This window comes from Flavobacterium sp. GQ95 (genome assembly GCF_059758655.1).
This window is the reverse complement of record NZ_JCAXEB010000011.1, coordinates 1-17364: the sequence shown is the minus strand read 5'-3', so window position 1 is coordinate 17364 and position 17364 is coordinate 1. Positions and strand designations below refer to the sequence as shown.

General features: G+C 32.8%; 11 protein-coding genes. 8 read left to right on the top strand and 3 right to left on the bottom strand.

The annotated features are described in order from the left end of the window. Positions 1–79: 79 nt before the first annotated feature. On the top strand, positions 80–1735 hold the full coding sequence (locus AC6CH4_RS19525; RefSeq protein WP_498105918.1) for a M1 family metallopeptidase: 1656 nt from the start codon (positions 80–82) through the stop codon (positions 1733–1735). Positions 1736–1938: 203 nt separating this feature from the next. Here the strand turns inward: AC6CH4_RS19525 and AC6CH4_RS19520 are convergent, their stop codons facing one another. Continuing rightward, entirely contained in the window at positions 1939–3483 is a 1545-nt protein-coding gene (locus tag AC6CH4_RS19520; RefSeq protein WP_498105916.1) for a hypothetical protein, read from the bottom strand. A 155-nt stretch (positions 3484–3638) separates the two neighbouring features. On the opposite strand from AC6CH4_RS19520, the gene AC6CH4_RS19515 reads away from it, so the two are divergent. The 7 genes from AC6CH4_RS19515 (at position 3639) to acs (ending at position 14238) form a co-directional block, all read left to right on the top strand. Then, entirely contained in the window at positions 3639–4814 is a 1176-nt protein-coding gene (locus tag AC6CH4_RS19515) for a 2-isopropylmalate synthase (RefSeq protein ID WP_498105914.1), read from the top strand. An 86-nt stretch (positions 4815–4900) separates the two neighbouring features. After that, a complete protein-coding gene (leuB, locus tag AC6CH4_RS19510; protein WP_498105912.1) occupies positions 4901–6019 on the top strand; it encodes a 3-isopropylmalate dehydrogenase in 1119 nt (372 codons plus the stop codon). A 270-nt stretch (positions 6020–6289) separates the two neighbouring features. Further along, complete coding sequence (gene ilvD / locus AC6CH4_RS19505; RefSeq protein ID WP_498105910.1) at positions 6290–7963, top strand: dihydroxy-acid dehydratase; 1674 nt, start codon at positions 6290–6292, stop codon at positions 7961–7963. A gap of 73 nt (positions 7964–8036) precedes the next feature. Next, entirely contained in the window at positions 8037–9725 is a 1689-nt protein-coding gene (ilvB, locus tag AC6CH4_RS19500) for a biosynthetic-type acetolactate synthase large subunit (protein WP_498105908.1), read from the top strand. A gap of 72 nt (positions 9726–9797) precedes the next feature. Beyond that, positions 9798–10319, top strand: coding sequence for an acetolactate synthase small subunit (ilvN, locus tag AC6CH4_RS19495; protein ID WP_498105906.1), 522 nt, complete (start codon positions 9798–9800; stop codon positions 10317–10319). Positions 10320–10361: 42 nt separating this feature from the next. Continuing rightward, on the top strand, positions 10362–11831 hold the full coding sequence (gene ilvC / locus AC6CH4_RS19490) for a ketol-acid reductoisomerase (RefSeq protein WP_498105904.1): 1470 nt from the start codon (positions 10362–10364) through the stop codon (positions 11829–11831). Positions 11832–12327: 496 nt separating this feature from the next. Then, positions 12328–14238, top strand: a complete 1911-nt coding sequence (gene acs, locus AC6CH4_RS19485; protein WP_498105902.1) for an acetate--CoA ligase — start codon at positions 12328–12330, stop codon at positions 14236–14238. Positions 14239–14304: 66 nt separating this feature from the next. Here acs and AC6CH4_RS19480 read toward each other — a convergent pair whose 3' ends face one another. Together AC6CH4_RS19480 and AC6CH4_RS19475 are read right to left on the bottom strand one after the other, a co-directional pair. Continuing rightward, positions 14305–14901, bottom strand: coding sequence for a 3'-5' exonuclease (locus tag AC6CH4_RS19480; RefSeq protein WP_498105900.1), 597 nt, complete (start codon positions 14899–14901; stop codon positions 14305–14307). Between the two features lie 3 nt (positions 14902–14904). Beyond that, positions 14905–16821 carry a DUF294 nucleotidyltransferase-like domain-containing protein gene (locus AC6CH4_RS19475; protein ID WP_498105898.1) on the bottom strand — a complete coding sequence of 639 codons (1917 nt, stop codon included), beginning with the start codon at positions 16819–16821 and terminating at the stop codon, positions 14905–14907. Between the last annotated feature and the right edge of the window lie 543 nt (positions 16822–17364).

Here is a 17364-nt window from a genome sequence, read left to right as displayed (position 1 = left end):
TAAAAACTTGATTCGAATGTTTACTTTTGTTGATGATTAAGTTCGTTTAAGTACCCTATTTATTTCAAATTTCTAATTTATGAAAAATTACTTTGGAGGCATTTTTATTGCCTTTTTGGTTGGTTTTAATGCCAATGCGCAAGGACTTCTAAATAAGTCTGAGACCGCTTTTACACATCAGGATTCTTTACGCGGAAGCATTACAAAAGAACGATCTTGGTGGGATTTAAAACATTATCATCTTGATGTAAAGGTAAATCCAACTGAAAAAACAATTACAGGTTCAAATACTGTTAAATATACTGTTTTAACAGAATACAATAAAATGCAGATTGATTTGCAGGAACCAATGCAGATTTATAAAGTAACACAGGGTGGAAAAGAATTAAAATTTGAAAGAGATGGAAATGCATTTTTCATTCAGTTAACAGCTAAACAAAAAATAGGAGAGACGAAAGAAATCGTAATTTCTTTTGGAGGCAAACCTAAAGAAGCCGTGAGACCACCATGGGATGGCGGAATTACCTGGAAAAAAGATAATAATGGTAAAGATTTCATTGCATCCTCTTGTCAGGGTTTAGGTGCCAGTGTTTGGTGGCCAAACAAAGACCATATGTATGATGAAGTGGAGAATATGTTGATTAGTGTTAATGTTCCGGGAGATTTAACAGATGTTTCAAACGGAAGACTAAAAAGCGTTAAAAAAGAAAAAGATGGCACTAAAACTTTTAATTGGTATGTTTCAAACCCAATTAATAATTATGGAGTAAATATCAATATTGGAGATTATGTTAATTTCTCTGAAAAATATAAAGGAGAAAAAGGCGATTTAGATTGTAATTATTATGTTTTACGTGATAATTTGACTAAAGCCAAAGAACAGTTTAAAGATGCTCCAAGAATGCTTAAAGCTTTTGAAAATTGGTTTGGACCTTATCCGTTTTATGAAGACAGCTACAAATTGGTAGAAGCGCCTTATTTAGGTATGGAACATCAAAGTAGTGTAACTTATGGAAACGCCTATAAAAATGGTTATTTAGGAAAAGACTTAAGCGGAACTGGCTGGGGATTAAAATTTGATTTTATCATTATCCATGAATCTGGTCACGAATGGTTTGCGAACAATATTACTTATAAAGATATCGCAGACATGTGGATTCATGAGAGTTTTACGAACTACTCAGAAAGTCTTTTTGTGGAGTACTATTACGGAAAAGAAGCGGGAGCGGAATATGTAAGAGGTTGTAGAAAAAATATTCAGAATGACACGCCAATTATTGGGCATTATGACGTAAACAACGAAGGATCGGGTGATATGTATCCAAAAGGAGCCAACATGTTACATACAATTCGTCAGATTATTAATGATGATGCAAAGTGGAAATCGATTTTAAGAGGGTTAAATAGTACTTTTTATCATAAAACCGTTACTTCTAAAGAAATTGAAGATTATATCAATACGCAATCGGGAATTAATTTCAACAGAGTTTTTGCTCAATATTTAACTACAACTCAAATTCCGATTTTTGAATATATGTTCAAAAATGGAACTTTAGGATATCATTGGACAAACTGTGTAACTAAATTTGATATGCCGGTTAAAGTAAAAATAAACGGTGAAGAAACCTGGTTGAAACCAACAACAGAATGGCAATCAGTAAAAACAACCAATGAAAACAGAACTTTAGAAGTCGATAAAGATTTTTATGTAACGAGTTCTAATATAGTAGAATAAAATTCCAATATAAAAAATCCAAATCCCAATTTATGGAGTTTATTAAACCCGACAGGTTTTAAAACCTGTTGAGTTTGTTATTTGATAATATCCTCAAAGTATGTCATTTCTCCTTCGTCGAAATGACAAAAAAGCGGTGAAAACTATGTTTTTACCGCTTTTTTTTATTGGAATTTGGAATTTAAAAAAATGGAATTTCAATTCTATCGACTACTCAATTTTGCCTTTTCCTTAATAATATCAGCAATTTTACGATTTTCAATTTTGCTTTCCAGCCATGAAATAATGTCTAAATAAAGAAAAGCTCTTTTCTCGTAGGTGTTTTTCTCTAATTCAATAAAACGCTCGCGCATTTTAATAAATTCCTTTTTAATATCTGTTGGATAAAAATTGTTCAGGTTTCTCAGGAATTTGATGATTTCCTTTTGAACTTCATGTAAATCATTCATTTTCAATAAAAACTTGTACGTGCTTTTAAGATGATTTTCTAAATAATAATCTTTTCCTAACTCATAATGTGCAATCAACGATAATAATCTCGCAAAACACATTAAATCCTCACGCATTGTTAAGTTCTTGTTATTGATGATTTTATCCAAATATAGTATGCATTCGTTATATTTTTCGTTTCCAAAATAAATAGAAGCAATTTTATAGAAAAACAACATTTCGTGATGTTCATCAAGATGATCGCTGTGAATTTTTATTTTCTCCAGAATCTCCGGAATCAAATATTCGCTTTCGGCAAAAGTACCTTCTAGTATATGTAAATTTAACTTATTGTTATAAACATATAGAAATGATAGCGATGCAATGTTATCGTTTACCGGAAATTTATCATCCTGAATCGTTTTTTCTAAAAGTGATAGATATTTTTTGAAATTCGATTTGTATTTTAGCATATAAAGTGATTCCAAAAAGTAATGATTCCCTTTTAAGAAAAATACCGGATTTTGGTAAATCATATTTGGGTTGTCATAAAACAATGTAACCCATTTATAAGCATATTTATAACTTGCTAAGAAATCCTGAACAAGAAAACTGCGCCAAAGATTGGCATTGTAAAACCAATATTTTTCTCTGAAACCAAATTTACTTTCGTCTAATTTTGCAGTATGTCTGTTAAAGTAATCATCAATATATTTATACTCTTCATCATTTTTTACGTAACCTGTTTTTAGCATGATTCCGTATAACTGCAGTGATAAATTTGACAATTTACTTGAAATAGTATTTCTGTAATTCAATTCTTTTGCCTGAATTACCAATTCATCTGCACGGCCCTGAATACTTCGGGTAATATATTGTGATTCGATTAGTTTTTCGAACTCTACAATTTCATATGCCATATATTTTTCATCATTTTCCAGCGCAATGATTTTTGTCTTATCCAGAATTTTTAAACTCTGTTTATACAATCCTTTATTATATAAGATTCCAGCAAAATCAATTTGTTCACGCAATTGATATCGAATGTTCTGACTTGGAATATTCAATCGAATACTGACCAGAATTTGTTTGTATAAATATGATTTTAAGTTAGATAGCTGTATTTTTTTAATGATGCCACTTTTTAGAATAAGCTTTTCATCATAGGTTTCAGACTTATCTAAAATATTAAATAACTCGATGAATTTAGTATTCGAACTTGTTTCCAATCGGCTTGCAAAAATTTTAAACTGTCTTTTTTCGGATTTGGAAAGCGATTTTATCAGAACAAATAAGAAATCTTTTTGATGGTTAGCCATTGTAAAATATAATAATATAACTTATTGATTATTAATTATTTAACTCGTTATAAATTGTGTTATGAACAGTATAATTTCATTAAAATGAATTTCATACTGCATAAGTACAATATATATTTGTTATCAAGATGTGAAATTACATTAAATAAATGAATATGAATAGAGAGAAAGTTCAAATTTTTGACACCACTTTGCGCGATGGTGAACAAGTTCCAGGATGTAAGTTAGATACTAAACAAAAATTAGTTATCGCAGAACGACTAGACAAAATGGGAGTTGACGTTATCGAAGCAGGTTTTCCTGTGTCAAGTCCGGGCGATTTTTTATCGGTCTCTGAGATTTGTAAAATTGTAGAAAATGCAACCGTCTGTGGACTAACAAGAGCCGTAAAAAACGACATTGATGTTGCAGCAGCAGCTTTAAAGCATGCTAAAAGACCTAGAATCCACACAGGAATCGGAACATCTGAATCTCATATACTCCATAAATTAAATACTACCAGAGAAGATATTATCGCAAGAGCAAAATTTGCTGTTTCTCACGCAAAATCATATGTAGAAGATGTTGAGTTTTACGCAGAAGATGCAGGTAGAACAGATAACGCTTTCTTAGCACAAGTTTGCGAAGAAGTAATTAAATCCGGAGCAACAGTATTAAATATTCCTGATACAACAGGATATTGTCTACCAGAAGAATACGGAGCAAAAATTAAATATTTAAGAGAAAACGTAAAAGGAATCGAAAACGTAATCCTTTCATGTCACTGTCATAATGATTTAGGAATGGCAACTGCAAATTCTATTGCAGGTGCAATAAATGGAGCGAGACAAATAGAATGTACAATTAATGGTATTGGTGAAAGAGCAGGAAACACGGCACTTGAAGAAGTAGTAATGATTTTCAAGCAACATCCTTACCTTAATTTGGATACAAACATCAATACAAGAGAATTGAACGAAATGAGTCGTTTGGTTTCTGAAAGTATGGGAATGATTGTTCAGCCAAATAAAGCTATTGTTGGAGCAAATGCTTTTGCACACAGTTCAGGAATTCATCAGGATGGTGTGATCAAAAACAGAGCAACTTATGAAATCATGGATCCGCTTGATGTGGGTGTAAATGAATCATCTATTATTTTGACAGCAAGAAGCGGAAGAGCTGCTTTGGCGTACCGTGCTAAAAAAGTAGGTTACGAACTAACAAAAGTACAATTGGATATTGTTTATATTGAGTTTTTGAAATTCGCCGACATTAAAAAAGAAGTTATAGATGCTGATATTCATCAGATCATTGAAGCTTCTAAAATTCAGGGAGACTTGATCAGAAGCTGAAAAGAAAATAGAAAATAGAAAATAGAATAAAGAAGAAAGAAGAAAGAGAAAAAATAAAGATTTAAATACATAAAGAACGAGACGTTATGAATTTGAAAATAGCAGTTTTACCAGGAGACGGAATTGGACCGGAAGTAATTTTACAAGCCAAAAAAGCGTTGTACGCAATTGGCGAGGTTTACAATCATGAATTTGTTTTTGAAGAAGCACTAATGGGTGCTATAGCTATTGATAAAACAGGAAATCCGCTACCGGAACAAACGCTTAATCTTTGCCTTAATACTGATGCTGTTTTATTTGGAGCGATTGGAGATCCTAAGTATGATAATAATCCAAATGCAAAAGTTCGTCCGGAGCAGGGGTTATTGAAATTACGTAAAGAACTAGGTTTATTTGCAAATATTCGTCCAATAAAACCTTATAAATCACTAATTGACGCTTCTCCTTTAAAAAGAGAAATTATTGAAGGAGCTGATTTTACTATTTTTAGAGAATTAACAGGTGGTGCTTATTTTGGAGCAAAAACATTAAATGAAGAAGGAACACATGCTTCTGATTTATGTGAATATTCAGAAGAAGAAATCACCAGAATTGCACATTTAGCTTTTAAATCGGCACAAAACCGTCGTAAAAAGTTAACAATGGTAGATAAAGCAAATGTTTTGGAAACCTCAAGATTATGGAGAAAAGTAGTTCAGAAAGTGGGCGAAAACTATCCAGATGTAGCTTTAGACTTTTTATTTGTGGATAACGCAGCAATGCAAATCATCTTAAATCCAAAACAGTTTGATGTTATTTTGACTGAGAATTTATTTGGAGATATTTTATCAGACGAAGCAAGTGTTATTACAGGTTCTATTGGTTTATTGGCTTCGGCATCTTTAGGAGAAAAAAATGCTTTGTTTGAACCAATTCACGGATCTTATCCACAAGCAAAAGGAAAAAATATTGCCAATCCAATTGCTTCTATTTTATCAGCAGCGATGTTGTTAGAGCATTTTGGCTTGTTTAAAGAAGCAAATGTAATTTATCAGGCAATTGAAAAAGCAATTGAATTTAAAGTTGTTACTGTTGATTTAAAACCAGATTCAAAATTCGGTACAAATGAAGTAGGGGAGTTTGTTTCCAATTTTATTTTCAGCAAAGACGACTTATTATATTTTAATAATGACAACGTTCATATCGGACAATCGACAATTGTTTAATATTTTTTGTTAAAACTTAAAAGAAATAACAAGAAGTATCTAAAATGTTGAGATTTTATTTTTTTAGTCACTTAAGTTTTTATACTTTTGTCACACTAAAAAAAATAAAAAGATGCAAATCTCAATTATTATTACTTCTGTCGTTGTTGTCAATGTGATTTTCACATCTGCATCGGGAATGGTATAAATATAATTGAAAAACTATATTATAAACCTTCCAAATACTGGAAGGTTTTTTTTTGAATAAAAATTAAAATAAATTAATACATAATGGAATTAAATAAGTACAGCAAAACCATCACTCAAGATCAAACACAACCTGCGGCGCAAGCTATGTTGTATGGTATTGGTTTAACTGAAGAAGATTTGAAGAAAGCACAAGTAGGTATTGTGAGCATGGGTTACGATGGTAACACCTGCAACATGCACTTGAATGATTTAGCAAAAGACGTTAAAAAAGGTGTTTGGGATGCAAATCTGGTCGGACTTATTTTTAATACTATTGGTGTTAGTGACGGTATTTCAAACGGTACTGAAGGAATGCGTTTTTCACTAGTTTCTCGCGATGTAATTGCAGACTCTATTGAAACTGTTGTGGGAGCACAATGGTATGATGGTGTAATTGCTATTCCGGGTTGTGATAAAAATATGCCAGGAGCTTTAATCGCAATGGGAAGATTAAACCGCCCGTCGATGATGGTTTACGGAGGATCAATTCACTCTGGAAAATGGAAAGGAGAATCTTTAAATATTGTTTCTGCTTTTGAGGCATTAGGAAAAAGAGTAAAAAACGAAATTACTCCCGAAGATTTTAAAGGGGTTATTCAAAATGCATGTCCGGGAGCTGGTGCTTGCGGCGGAATGTATACTGCAAATACAATGTCTTCAGCAATTGAAGCATTAGGAATGAGTTTGCCATACAGCTCTTCAAACCCTGCTTTAAGCCAGGAAAAAAGAGATGAATGTCTGGCTGCAGGAGAAGCAATCAAAATATTATTAGAAAAAGATATTAAGCCAAGAGACATTATGACTCGCAAGGCTTTCGAAAATGCAATTACAATTGTTGCTGTTTTAGGAGGTTCTACAAATGCTGTTATGCACTTAATTGCAATGGCTCATGCTGTTGATATCAAAATTACTCTGGATGATTTTCAGGCAATTAATGATAGAACACCAGTATTGGCAGATATGAAACCAAGTGGTAAATATATGATGGAAGATATTCATGAAGCAGGTGGTATTCCTTCGGTAATGAAATATTTATTGAAAGTAGGATTGATTCATGGTGATTGTTTAACGGTCACAGGAAAAACAGTAGCTGAAAATCTAGCTTCGACTCCTGATTTACAAGATGGACAACAAGTAATTCACGAAATTCAAAAAGCATTAAAGCCAACAGGAAATATTCAGGTATTATACGGAAATCTTGCTTCTGAAGGTGCGGTAGCAAAAATCAGCGGAAAAGAAGGCGAATATTTTGAAGGGCCAGCTGTGGTTTTTGAAGGGGAATTTGAAGTAATTCCTGGTCTTGAAGCCGGAAAAATAAAACCAGGTAATGTAGTCGTCATCAGGTATTGTGGACCAAAAGGTGGTCCGGGGATGCCTGAAATGCTAAAACCTACATCAGCCATTATTGGAGCAGGATTAGGAAGCACTTGTGCTCTTATCACAGACGGCAGGTTTTCTGGAGGTTCACATGGCTTTGTCGTAGGACATATTACACCAGAGGCTTATGATGGTGGCGGTATTGCACTAGTAAAAGATGGCGATTTAATTGCTATTGACGCTGTGAAAAATACAATCAACCTAAAAATATCTGACGAAGAATTTGCAGCCAGAAAAGCGGCTTGGGTTCAACCACCGTTAAAAGTTTCAAAAGGAGTTTTACTTAAATATGCCAGATCGGTTTCAAGCGCTTCTACAGGTTGCGTTACCGATAACTAATTATTAAAATAACAAAATATCACAAATCAATAGCAATTGAAATGACATTGATTTGTGATAAAAAAAATATACTATGAAAATATCAGGGGCAGAAGCCGTTATAAGATGTTTATTAGAAGAAGGAGTAGACTTGGTTTACGGATATCCGGGAGGAGCCATAATGCCGGTTTATGACGAATTATATAAATTTCAGGACCAATTACACCATGTTTTAGTACGTCACGAACAAGGTGCAACTCATGCAGCTCAGGGATATGCCAGAGCTACAGGAAAAGTAGGGGTGGCAATTGCCACTTCTGGGCCGGGAGCAACAAATTTAGTTACTGGAATAGCAGATGCTCAAATCGATTCAACTCCAATGGTTTGTATTACAGGCCAGGTTGGAAAACATTTATTAGGTTCTGATGCTTTTCAGGAAACGGATATTATCGGAATTTCGACTCCGGTTACCAAATGGAATTACCAGATTACAGAAGCTTCGGAAATTCCGGAAATCATTGCAAAAGCGTTTTATATAGCACGTTCTGGTCGTCCAGGTCCTGTTCTGATTGATATTACTAAAAATGCTCAATTCGATGAGTTCGAATTTAGTTATGAAAAATGTACAGGAATCAGAAGTTACAATCCGGTTCCAAAATTAAAATTAGATAAGGTTGCCGAAGCTGCAGCTATAATCAACAGTGCTAAAAAACCTTTTATTGTTTTTGGTCAGGGAATTATTCTTGGTCAGGCCGAAGAACAACTAAAAGCTTTTATTGAAAAATCAGGCATACCAGCAGGTTGGACTATTTTAGGGCTTTCAGCTTTACCAACAGACCATCCTTTAAACGTTGGAATGTTAGGAATGCATGGAAATTATGGGCCTAATATGCTAACAAATGAATGTGATGTTTTAATTGCATTAGGAATGCGTTTTGATGACCGGGTTACCGGGAAGTTAGCGACTTATGCGAAACAGGCAAAGGTAATTCACTTTGAAATTGATCCTGCTGAAATTGATAAAAACGTAAAAACTGAAGTAGCAGTTTTAGGTGATGTTAAAGAAGCTTTAAATGCAATATTGCCTTTAATTGAAAAGAGATCACACGATTCATGGCATAATGAATTCAAGGAATTGCATAAAATAGAAGTGGAATCTGTTATAAATGAAGAATTAAATCCAACTAATGGTAAAGGTATTTCAATGGGAGAAACCATGGAAATGATCAACAAACACTCAAAAGGTGATGCGATTATCGTTTCTGATGTTGGTCAGCACCAAATGTTTGCTTGTCGTTATGCAAAATTTAATTCGACTAAAAGTAATATTACTTCTGGCGGTTTAGGAACCATGGGATTTGCTTTACCAGCCGCTATTGGAGCTAAAATGGGAAGACCAGATCGAGAAGTGGTTGCTATTATTGGTGATGGTGGATTCCAGATGACTATTCAGGAATTAGGGACTATTTTCCAGACAAAAGTGCCGGTAAAAATTGTCATTTTAAATAATGAGTTTTTAGGAATGGTACGTCAATGGCAGGAATTGTTCTTTGATAACAGATATGCTTCAACAAAAATGATTAATCCAAATTTTGTTGCAATCGCTGAAGGATATCATATTAAATCTAAAAAAGTAACACAAAGAGAAGATTTAGATGCTGCTGTAGCCGAAATGATGGCTTCAAAAGATTCTTATTTCTTAGAGGTTATGGTAGAAAAGGAAAACAACGTTTTTCCAATGATTCCAACAGGAGCTTGTGTTTCTGAAATCAGATTAAGCTAAAGAAAAAAGTTTCAGATTTCAAGTTTCAGGTTATATAACGTGAAACTTGAAACAAAATAAACTAAAAATAAAATGGAAGATAAAACATTTACCATATCGGTATACTCAGAGAATAACGTGGGCTTATTGAATAGAATATCAGGAATATTCTTAAAGCGTCACATTAACATATTAAGTTTAAACGTTTCAGAATCAGAGATAGAGAATGTTTCTCGTTTTATTATTGTAGTGGATACAACTGAAAAATGGGTTCAGAATATCGTGGGACAAATAGAAAAACAAATTGAAGTAATAAAAGCATTTTATCATACAGATGAAGAAACCATTTATTTGGAAAATGCTCTATTTAAAATACAGTCAAGTTTGTTGTTTGATGAAAAACAAATTCAGAATATCATCAAAGAAAGTCAATCTACAATCGTGACCGTTTCTCGTGATTTCTTTGTGATTTCAAAATCGGGAAGACGTTCAGAAATTGAAGAACTATATGCCAAATTCAAACCTTACGGTATTATGCAATTTGTGCGTTCAGGCAGAATATCTGTTTCTAAAGAAAAGATGGAAATTTCATCATTATTAGAAACTCTTAACTAGTATCAATTATAAATTACATATCATTAAATATTTTAAAAAAAAATGGCAAATTATTTCAACACATTACCACTTAGATTACAATTAGAACAATTAGGAGTTTGCGAATTTATGGAGCAATCTGAATTTGCAGACGGAATCGCAGCATTGGCGGGAAAAAAAGTTGTTATTGTAGGTTGTGGTGCACAAGGATTGAATCAAGGTTTAAACATGAGAGATTCAGGTTTAGACATTTCATATGCATTACGTGCAGATGCAATCGCTGAAAAAAGAGCTTCTTATAAAAATGCTACTGAAAATGGTTTTACTGTAGGTACATATGAAGAATTAATTCCAACTGCAGACTTAGTTTGTAATTTAACTCCGGATAAACAACATACTGCTGTAGTTACAGCTATTATGCCATTAATGAAACAAGGTTCGACTTTAGCATACTCTCATGGATTTAATATTGTTGAAGAAGGAATGCAAATTCGTAAAGATATCACAGTAATTATGTGTGCTCCTAAATGTCCTGGATCTGAGGTTCGTGAAGAATACAAAAGAGGATTTGGTGTGCCAACTTTAATTGCTGTTCACCCTGAAAATGATCCGAACGGTTTTGGTTTAGATCAGGCAAAAGCTTACGCTGTAGCAACTGGAGGTCACAAAGCAGGAGTTTTGAAATCATCATTCGTAGCTGAAGTAAAATCAGATTTAATGGGTGAGCAAACTATTCTATGTGGATTGTTGCAAACCGGATCTATTTTATGTTTTGATAAAATGGTTGAAAAAGGAATCGAACCAGCATATGCTTCAAAATTAATTCAATACGGATGGGAAACTATCACTGAAGCTTTGAAACATGGTGGTATCACCAATATGATGGATCGTCTTTCTAACCCGGCAAAAATCGAAGCTTACGAAATTGCTGAGGAATTAAAAGATATCATGCGTCCGTTATTCCAAAAACATCAGGATGATATTATTTCTGGAGAATTCTCAAGAACCATGATGATTGACTGGGCTAATGATGATAAAAATTTATTGACATGGAGAGCTGCAACGGGAGAGACTAACTTCGAAAAAACTCCTCCAACTGATGCTCCAATAACTGAACAAGAATATTTTGACAATGGAGTATTGATGATTGCAATGGTAAAAGCTGGAGTTGAATTGGCTTTTGAAACTATGACAGAAGCTGGAATCATTGAAGAATCAGCTTATTATGAGTCATTACACGAGTTGCCATTGATTGCAAATACAATTGCAAGAAAAAAATTGTTTGAAATGAACCGCGTTATTTCGGATACAGCTGAATACGGATGTTATTTATTCGATCACGCTTGTAAGCCGTTATTAACTGAATACATGAAAACTGTTGAAACAAATGTAATAGGAAAACCATTTTCAACTTCAAACGGAGTAGACAATGCTATTTTAATTGCAGTTAACAAAGAAATTCGTCAACACCCTATTGAAGAAGTAGGAGCATGGTTGAGAGAATCTATGACTGCAATGAAAAAAATTGGATAATAAATTGGGGAATTACCACACATTCGACTGTGATGGGATTTGCACTGTATCTCTGTTTTATTTAATATTTTGAATTAGTAAGCACTTATTAAGAAAAATGAATATAGATGCAATATTGCATTCACTTAACTTCTTTAAGTAAGTTAAGTGAGGTAATCCCTTATAATGGGGTATGTTTAGTAATAAATGTACTTGTTGAGATTTCTATTTTAATTAATAAAGCTCCTATTGTTTTCAAAGTAGAGCTGTAGATTGTAATACAGATTACAAAAAATTAATTGTTATTGAAATTGTTAAAATTGAAAAGGCGTGGTATTTAATTACCATGCCTTTTTTGCAATATGTAATTTTGGTTGAAAAATTAAATTTTTAAATTATATACATTAAAAGATTATATTTTTTTTAATATGTGTTTTTTTTTGCCAAAATTTATGAATTAAATAATTTTAAGAATACGCTGATATTTAATACATTTATAAAAAAATTCCAAAAACATATGAGTTATTATAAAATTGAAAATTTAGAACAATATTTTAAACATTACAATAAGTCAATAAGAGAGCCAAGGAAATTCTGGGGAAAAATAGCTGAGGAAAATTTCACGTGGTATCAACAATGGGAAAAAGTAGTTGATTTTAATATGGCTGATGCCGAAGTAAAATGGTTTACTGAAGCAAAAGTTAATATTACAAAAAACTGTATCGATAGACATTTAAGCAAAAGAGGAGAAAAAACGGCTATTATTTTTGAACCGAATGATCCTTCTGAAGAAGCTTTACACATAACATATAACGAACTTTACGAAAGAGTTTCTAAAATGGCAAACGTACTGCGTGATCAGGGCGTTCGTAAAGGAGACAGAGTTTGTATTTATTTACCAATGATTCCGGAATTGGCGGTTGCTGTTTTAGCCTGTGCGAGAATTGGAGCTATTCATTCTGTGATTTTTGCCGGATTTTCAGCCTCTGCGGTTTCTGCAAGAATTAATGATTGCGAATGCAAAATGGTAATTACATCTGATGGTGGTTATAGAGGAAACAAAACTATTGATCTTAAAGGAATTGTAGACGAAGCATTAGATTCTTGTCCATCAGTTTCTAAAGTTTTAGTGGTTAAAAGAACTCAAACTGATATTAAAATGAAAGAAGGTCGTGACGAATGGTTGCAACCTTTATTAGATGTAGCTCTGGATAATAGTGTTGCAGAAATTATGGATGCAGAAGATCCTTTATTTATCTTATATACTTCAGGTTCTACCGGAAAACCAAAAGGAATGGTACATACTACAGCCGGATATATGGTTTATACGGCGTATACTTTTAAAAATGTTTTTGCTCACGAAGAAAATGATATTTTCTGGTGTACCGCTGATATTGGTTGGATTACTGGACATTCGTACATTTTATACGGACCATTATTAAACGGAGGAACAACTGTAATTTTTGAAGGAGTTCCATCTTATCCTGACTTTAGCCGTTTTTGGGATATTATTGAAAAACATAAAATTACACAATTCTATACAGCGCCAACTGCAATTCGTTCTTTAGCAAAAGAAAGTTTAGATTATATTCAAAAGTATCCTCTAAAATCATTAAAAGTTATTGGATCTGTTGGAGAGCCAATCAATGAAGAGGCTTGGCACTGGTTTAATGATCACGTAGGAGATAAAAGATGCCCGGTAGTTGATACATGGTGGCAAACAGAAACGGGTGGAATCATGATTTCGCCAATTGCTTTTGTAACACCAACAAAACCAACTTACGCAACTTTACCATTACCAGGAATTCAGCCTGTTTTGATGGACGAAAAGCGCAATGAGATTGAAGGAAACCAAGTAGTTGGAAGTTTATGTATTAAATTTCCATGGCCTGGAATTGCCAGAACTATTTGGGGAGATCACCAACGTTACAAAGACACTTATTTTTCTTCTTTTCCTGGGAAATATTTTACAGGAGATGGAGCACTTAGAGACGAAGTTGGATATTACAGAATTACCGGTAGAGTAGATGATGTTGTTATCGTTTCTGGTCATAATTTAGGAACAGCTCCTATCGAAGATGCAATCAATGAGCATCAGGCTGTAGCAGAATCTGCTATTGTTGGTTTCCCGCATGATATTAAAGGAAATGCTCTATATGGTTACGTAATCTTAAAAGAAACTGGAGAAGTTAGAAATAAAGAAAACCTGACTAAAGAGATTAATCAATATATTGCAGACCACATTGGACCAATCGCTAAACTAGATAAAATTCAGTTTGTTTCTGGTTTACCAAAAACACGCTCCGGAAAAATTATGCGTAGAATTTTACGTAAAATAGCTGAAGGAGATTTTTCTAATTTTGGAGATACTTCAACATTATTGAATCCTGAAATTGTTGAAGAAATTATGAAAGAAAGAATTTCTTAATTCTGAAAATAAATAGAAATAAAAATGCCTCTTAAAATTAAGAGGCATTTTTTATATGGTTTAGGTTTATTTAATTCCTAATCTCGATTTTAGCTTCAAAAACAAAAGTGCGATTCTGTAGGCATCTTCAGTAGATGAATTTCGATCGCTTTTTGGGATTCTATATATTTCGCATAAATCATCCAATGAAAATTGCTTGTCATTCACATCCATTAGCTTTCGGTACATCACATCCACATCTAAAGCTTCATTTTTTATTCTGCCACAGTCCAGGCGTTCCAAAGCAGCATTTAGCATTTCGATATCAAAATTAATATGATGGCCGACTAAAATTGCATTTCCAAGAAAATTCACAAAAGCTTCTAGTGCCTCTGGTTCCGGCATTTTTATCATTTTACTTTCAATGATAAACTCATTTGAAAGGCCGTTGTCTTGCAAAAACTTGTATTGCAATAAAACCGATTCAAAATTATCTTTAATTACTATACCGTCATCAACAACTGAAAAAGCTCCTAAGGATAAAATCACATCTTTATAGGGATTTAGTCCTGAAGTTTCAGTCGACAAAACCACAAATCTATTGGGTTTTGTTTCGAATTTCGTTAAATAGTCTTTCCAGAAATCCGGATACTCTTTATTGATATTTTTCAGCCAGTCTAGCATATATTATGAGAATTGGGTAAGTTGAAATTTACTCTTAATTAATTCCTCAAGATCTTTCATTGGTGTCAAAGCATTTTTCAATTTTTCCTTATCTGTTTTAGACATTTCTCTAAGATTGATATATTGCCCTGAATCATCATTTTTCAATCCTTCAACAGTTCTAAACTTTGATAATGTTAAAAAAGCTTCAGCACAACTTAAATATATTTCAGCATTTTTAGAGTCGGTTATTGCCAACTGTTTAAATCTTAAATAAGTATTTTTTATTCCTTTTATATTGGCATTCAAAATTAACAAACGTGCACCATCAATCAAAGGCATTAATGCACGGGTTTTAATATCAAATTTTGTTTTGTGTGGACCTTCTTCTTCTACAATGAATTTTTTGAAGAAACTTAACGGAGAATTTTTCTTTAAAGCATCGTTTCCTAAAAAGTCAAAGAATAAAGTATTATTTACAGCATTTTTAAAAATAACGTTTTCAATTACTTCCTCAATTTTTGGCTCTCCAAAAATAATCTCGTAATCAAAGAAAATACTGCTTAGGTCATTACTATTTTCACCTGGAGTATTCATCCAACTGTTGTATTGTTTTGTCCAGTCAGTCAGTGATTTACACCACAACATATTACTTCCCATATGACCATTTGGACAATATTCGTAACCCACTTTTTCTAATATAGCCGTTGTTCTTTTAGCCAGTCTTAAAAAATAATCTTTTGTTTCTCTGTATTTCTCAGGTGTAACATCTTCAAATATTAAAATACTATCTTGATCTGTTAGCAAAAGTTGCTCTTTACGTCCTTGACTACCAATGCTTAACCATGCAAATCGAGCAGGGGGTGAGCCTAAGTCTAAAATTGATAATTCAACGGCACGTTTAATTATAGCAAGGTTAATTTCACTTGCAATATTGCTAATATGTGAAATTGGAATATTTTTCTGAATTGAATTCTGAATCAAATCAGACAAACGATCACGAATTTGTTTTAAGTCTTTCGGAAGCTGAGAACGTTTAATTTCTTTGATCAAAACACCAGGATTACTGGCCTGAGCAACAATTAGATCGTGCTCAGAAATAATTCCTTTAACTGCAGATTTACTTGTACCGTCTTTAGTAACGCATAAGTGCGTTACATTATGCTTTAACATTAATAACTGAGCTTCGGCAAGTGATACATTTTCAATTACAGTAACAACTGGTGAAGACATGATTTTATCAATCGTTTCAGTTATAGGGTAGCGTCCGGTAGCAATTTTAGATGATAAATCTGTAGCCGTAACAATACCAATTGGTTTGTTTTTCTCGCATACAATGATATTATCAACCATAGATTCAGTCATTAAAATAGCAACATCTTTAACAATATGATTTGCTTCAGTTGTTAAAGGTGAATTGTTATAGCTAAGTGACTGTATATATTGCATTTCTGATCCCTGATCTACATAAAAAGAGGTGTCAGAAATTACTTTTCCATTCGAATTTACACTGTCTTTAGTGTGACGTGAATTTGTGGCAAAACTTTCTAGTAAAAAGTTTAAAACATCAGAATTATTAGCCACAAAAGGTCTGAAAACCGCGATCGGAATAGCATAAATGATACTTTCTTCACGTGCTTTCGCAGTCATCATGTAGTTGTTTTTGGCAAAAAATGGTCTTAAACCAAAAATATCTCCTTCATGGCATTTATTTATAATTGTTTCCTCGGCATCAGCAATTGTAGTTAAATTTATGACACCAGATGCCACAACATAAAAACTATCATGAAGCACGTCATTGTTTTGAAACAATACGGTATGTTTTTCTAAATTGATAACTCGGATATTGATTGCAATATCAGATAATTCCTGAAAAGTCAAATTATCAAATGGCGGGTATTCTTTTAAAAAATCGGCAATATGCTCAGCAATTGTATTCATACGTTTTGATAATTTTTTTAAAGTATCGAATGTAAAAATAATAAAATAAACTCTTACAATGAAAGCATCTTTATCAGAATGTATTTATTTTAAAGAAATGTTAAAATTTATAGTTTTATAAGCTTTAAAATGATTTTTTATTGGTTAATTTCTTTATTATTTAACTTTCGTTTTACCGCAAAGCTTTTAATAACAGTAAATTATTAAGTAGAAGTAGAATTTTAAGTGTTAGATCTATATTTTTTATAATATTTCCATAGTGCTATTATTTGGAGTAAATAAGGTAATTGCCAGATATAATTGAAGAGTAATGGGTTTTTAAGAATATTCTATTTTACATAATATAAATTATAGGTCAAAATATACTTTCAGAAAATTGTCTTATTCAGATAACTTTGTCAGAATCGTTTCGTCTGGAACTAAATCAGATCCACCTCTTTTATTAAACTGTAAAACACTTTCATTCACATATAGTACTGCATTTGTTGACTGACCATTTTCAGCTTCAATTTTTATCTGGGCTTTTTCGCCAAGAACATACAC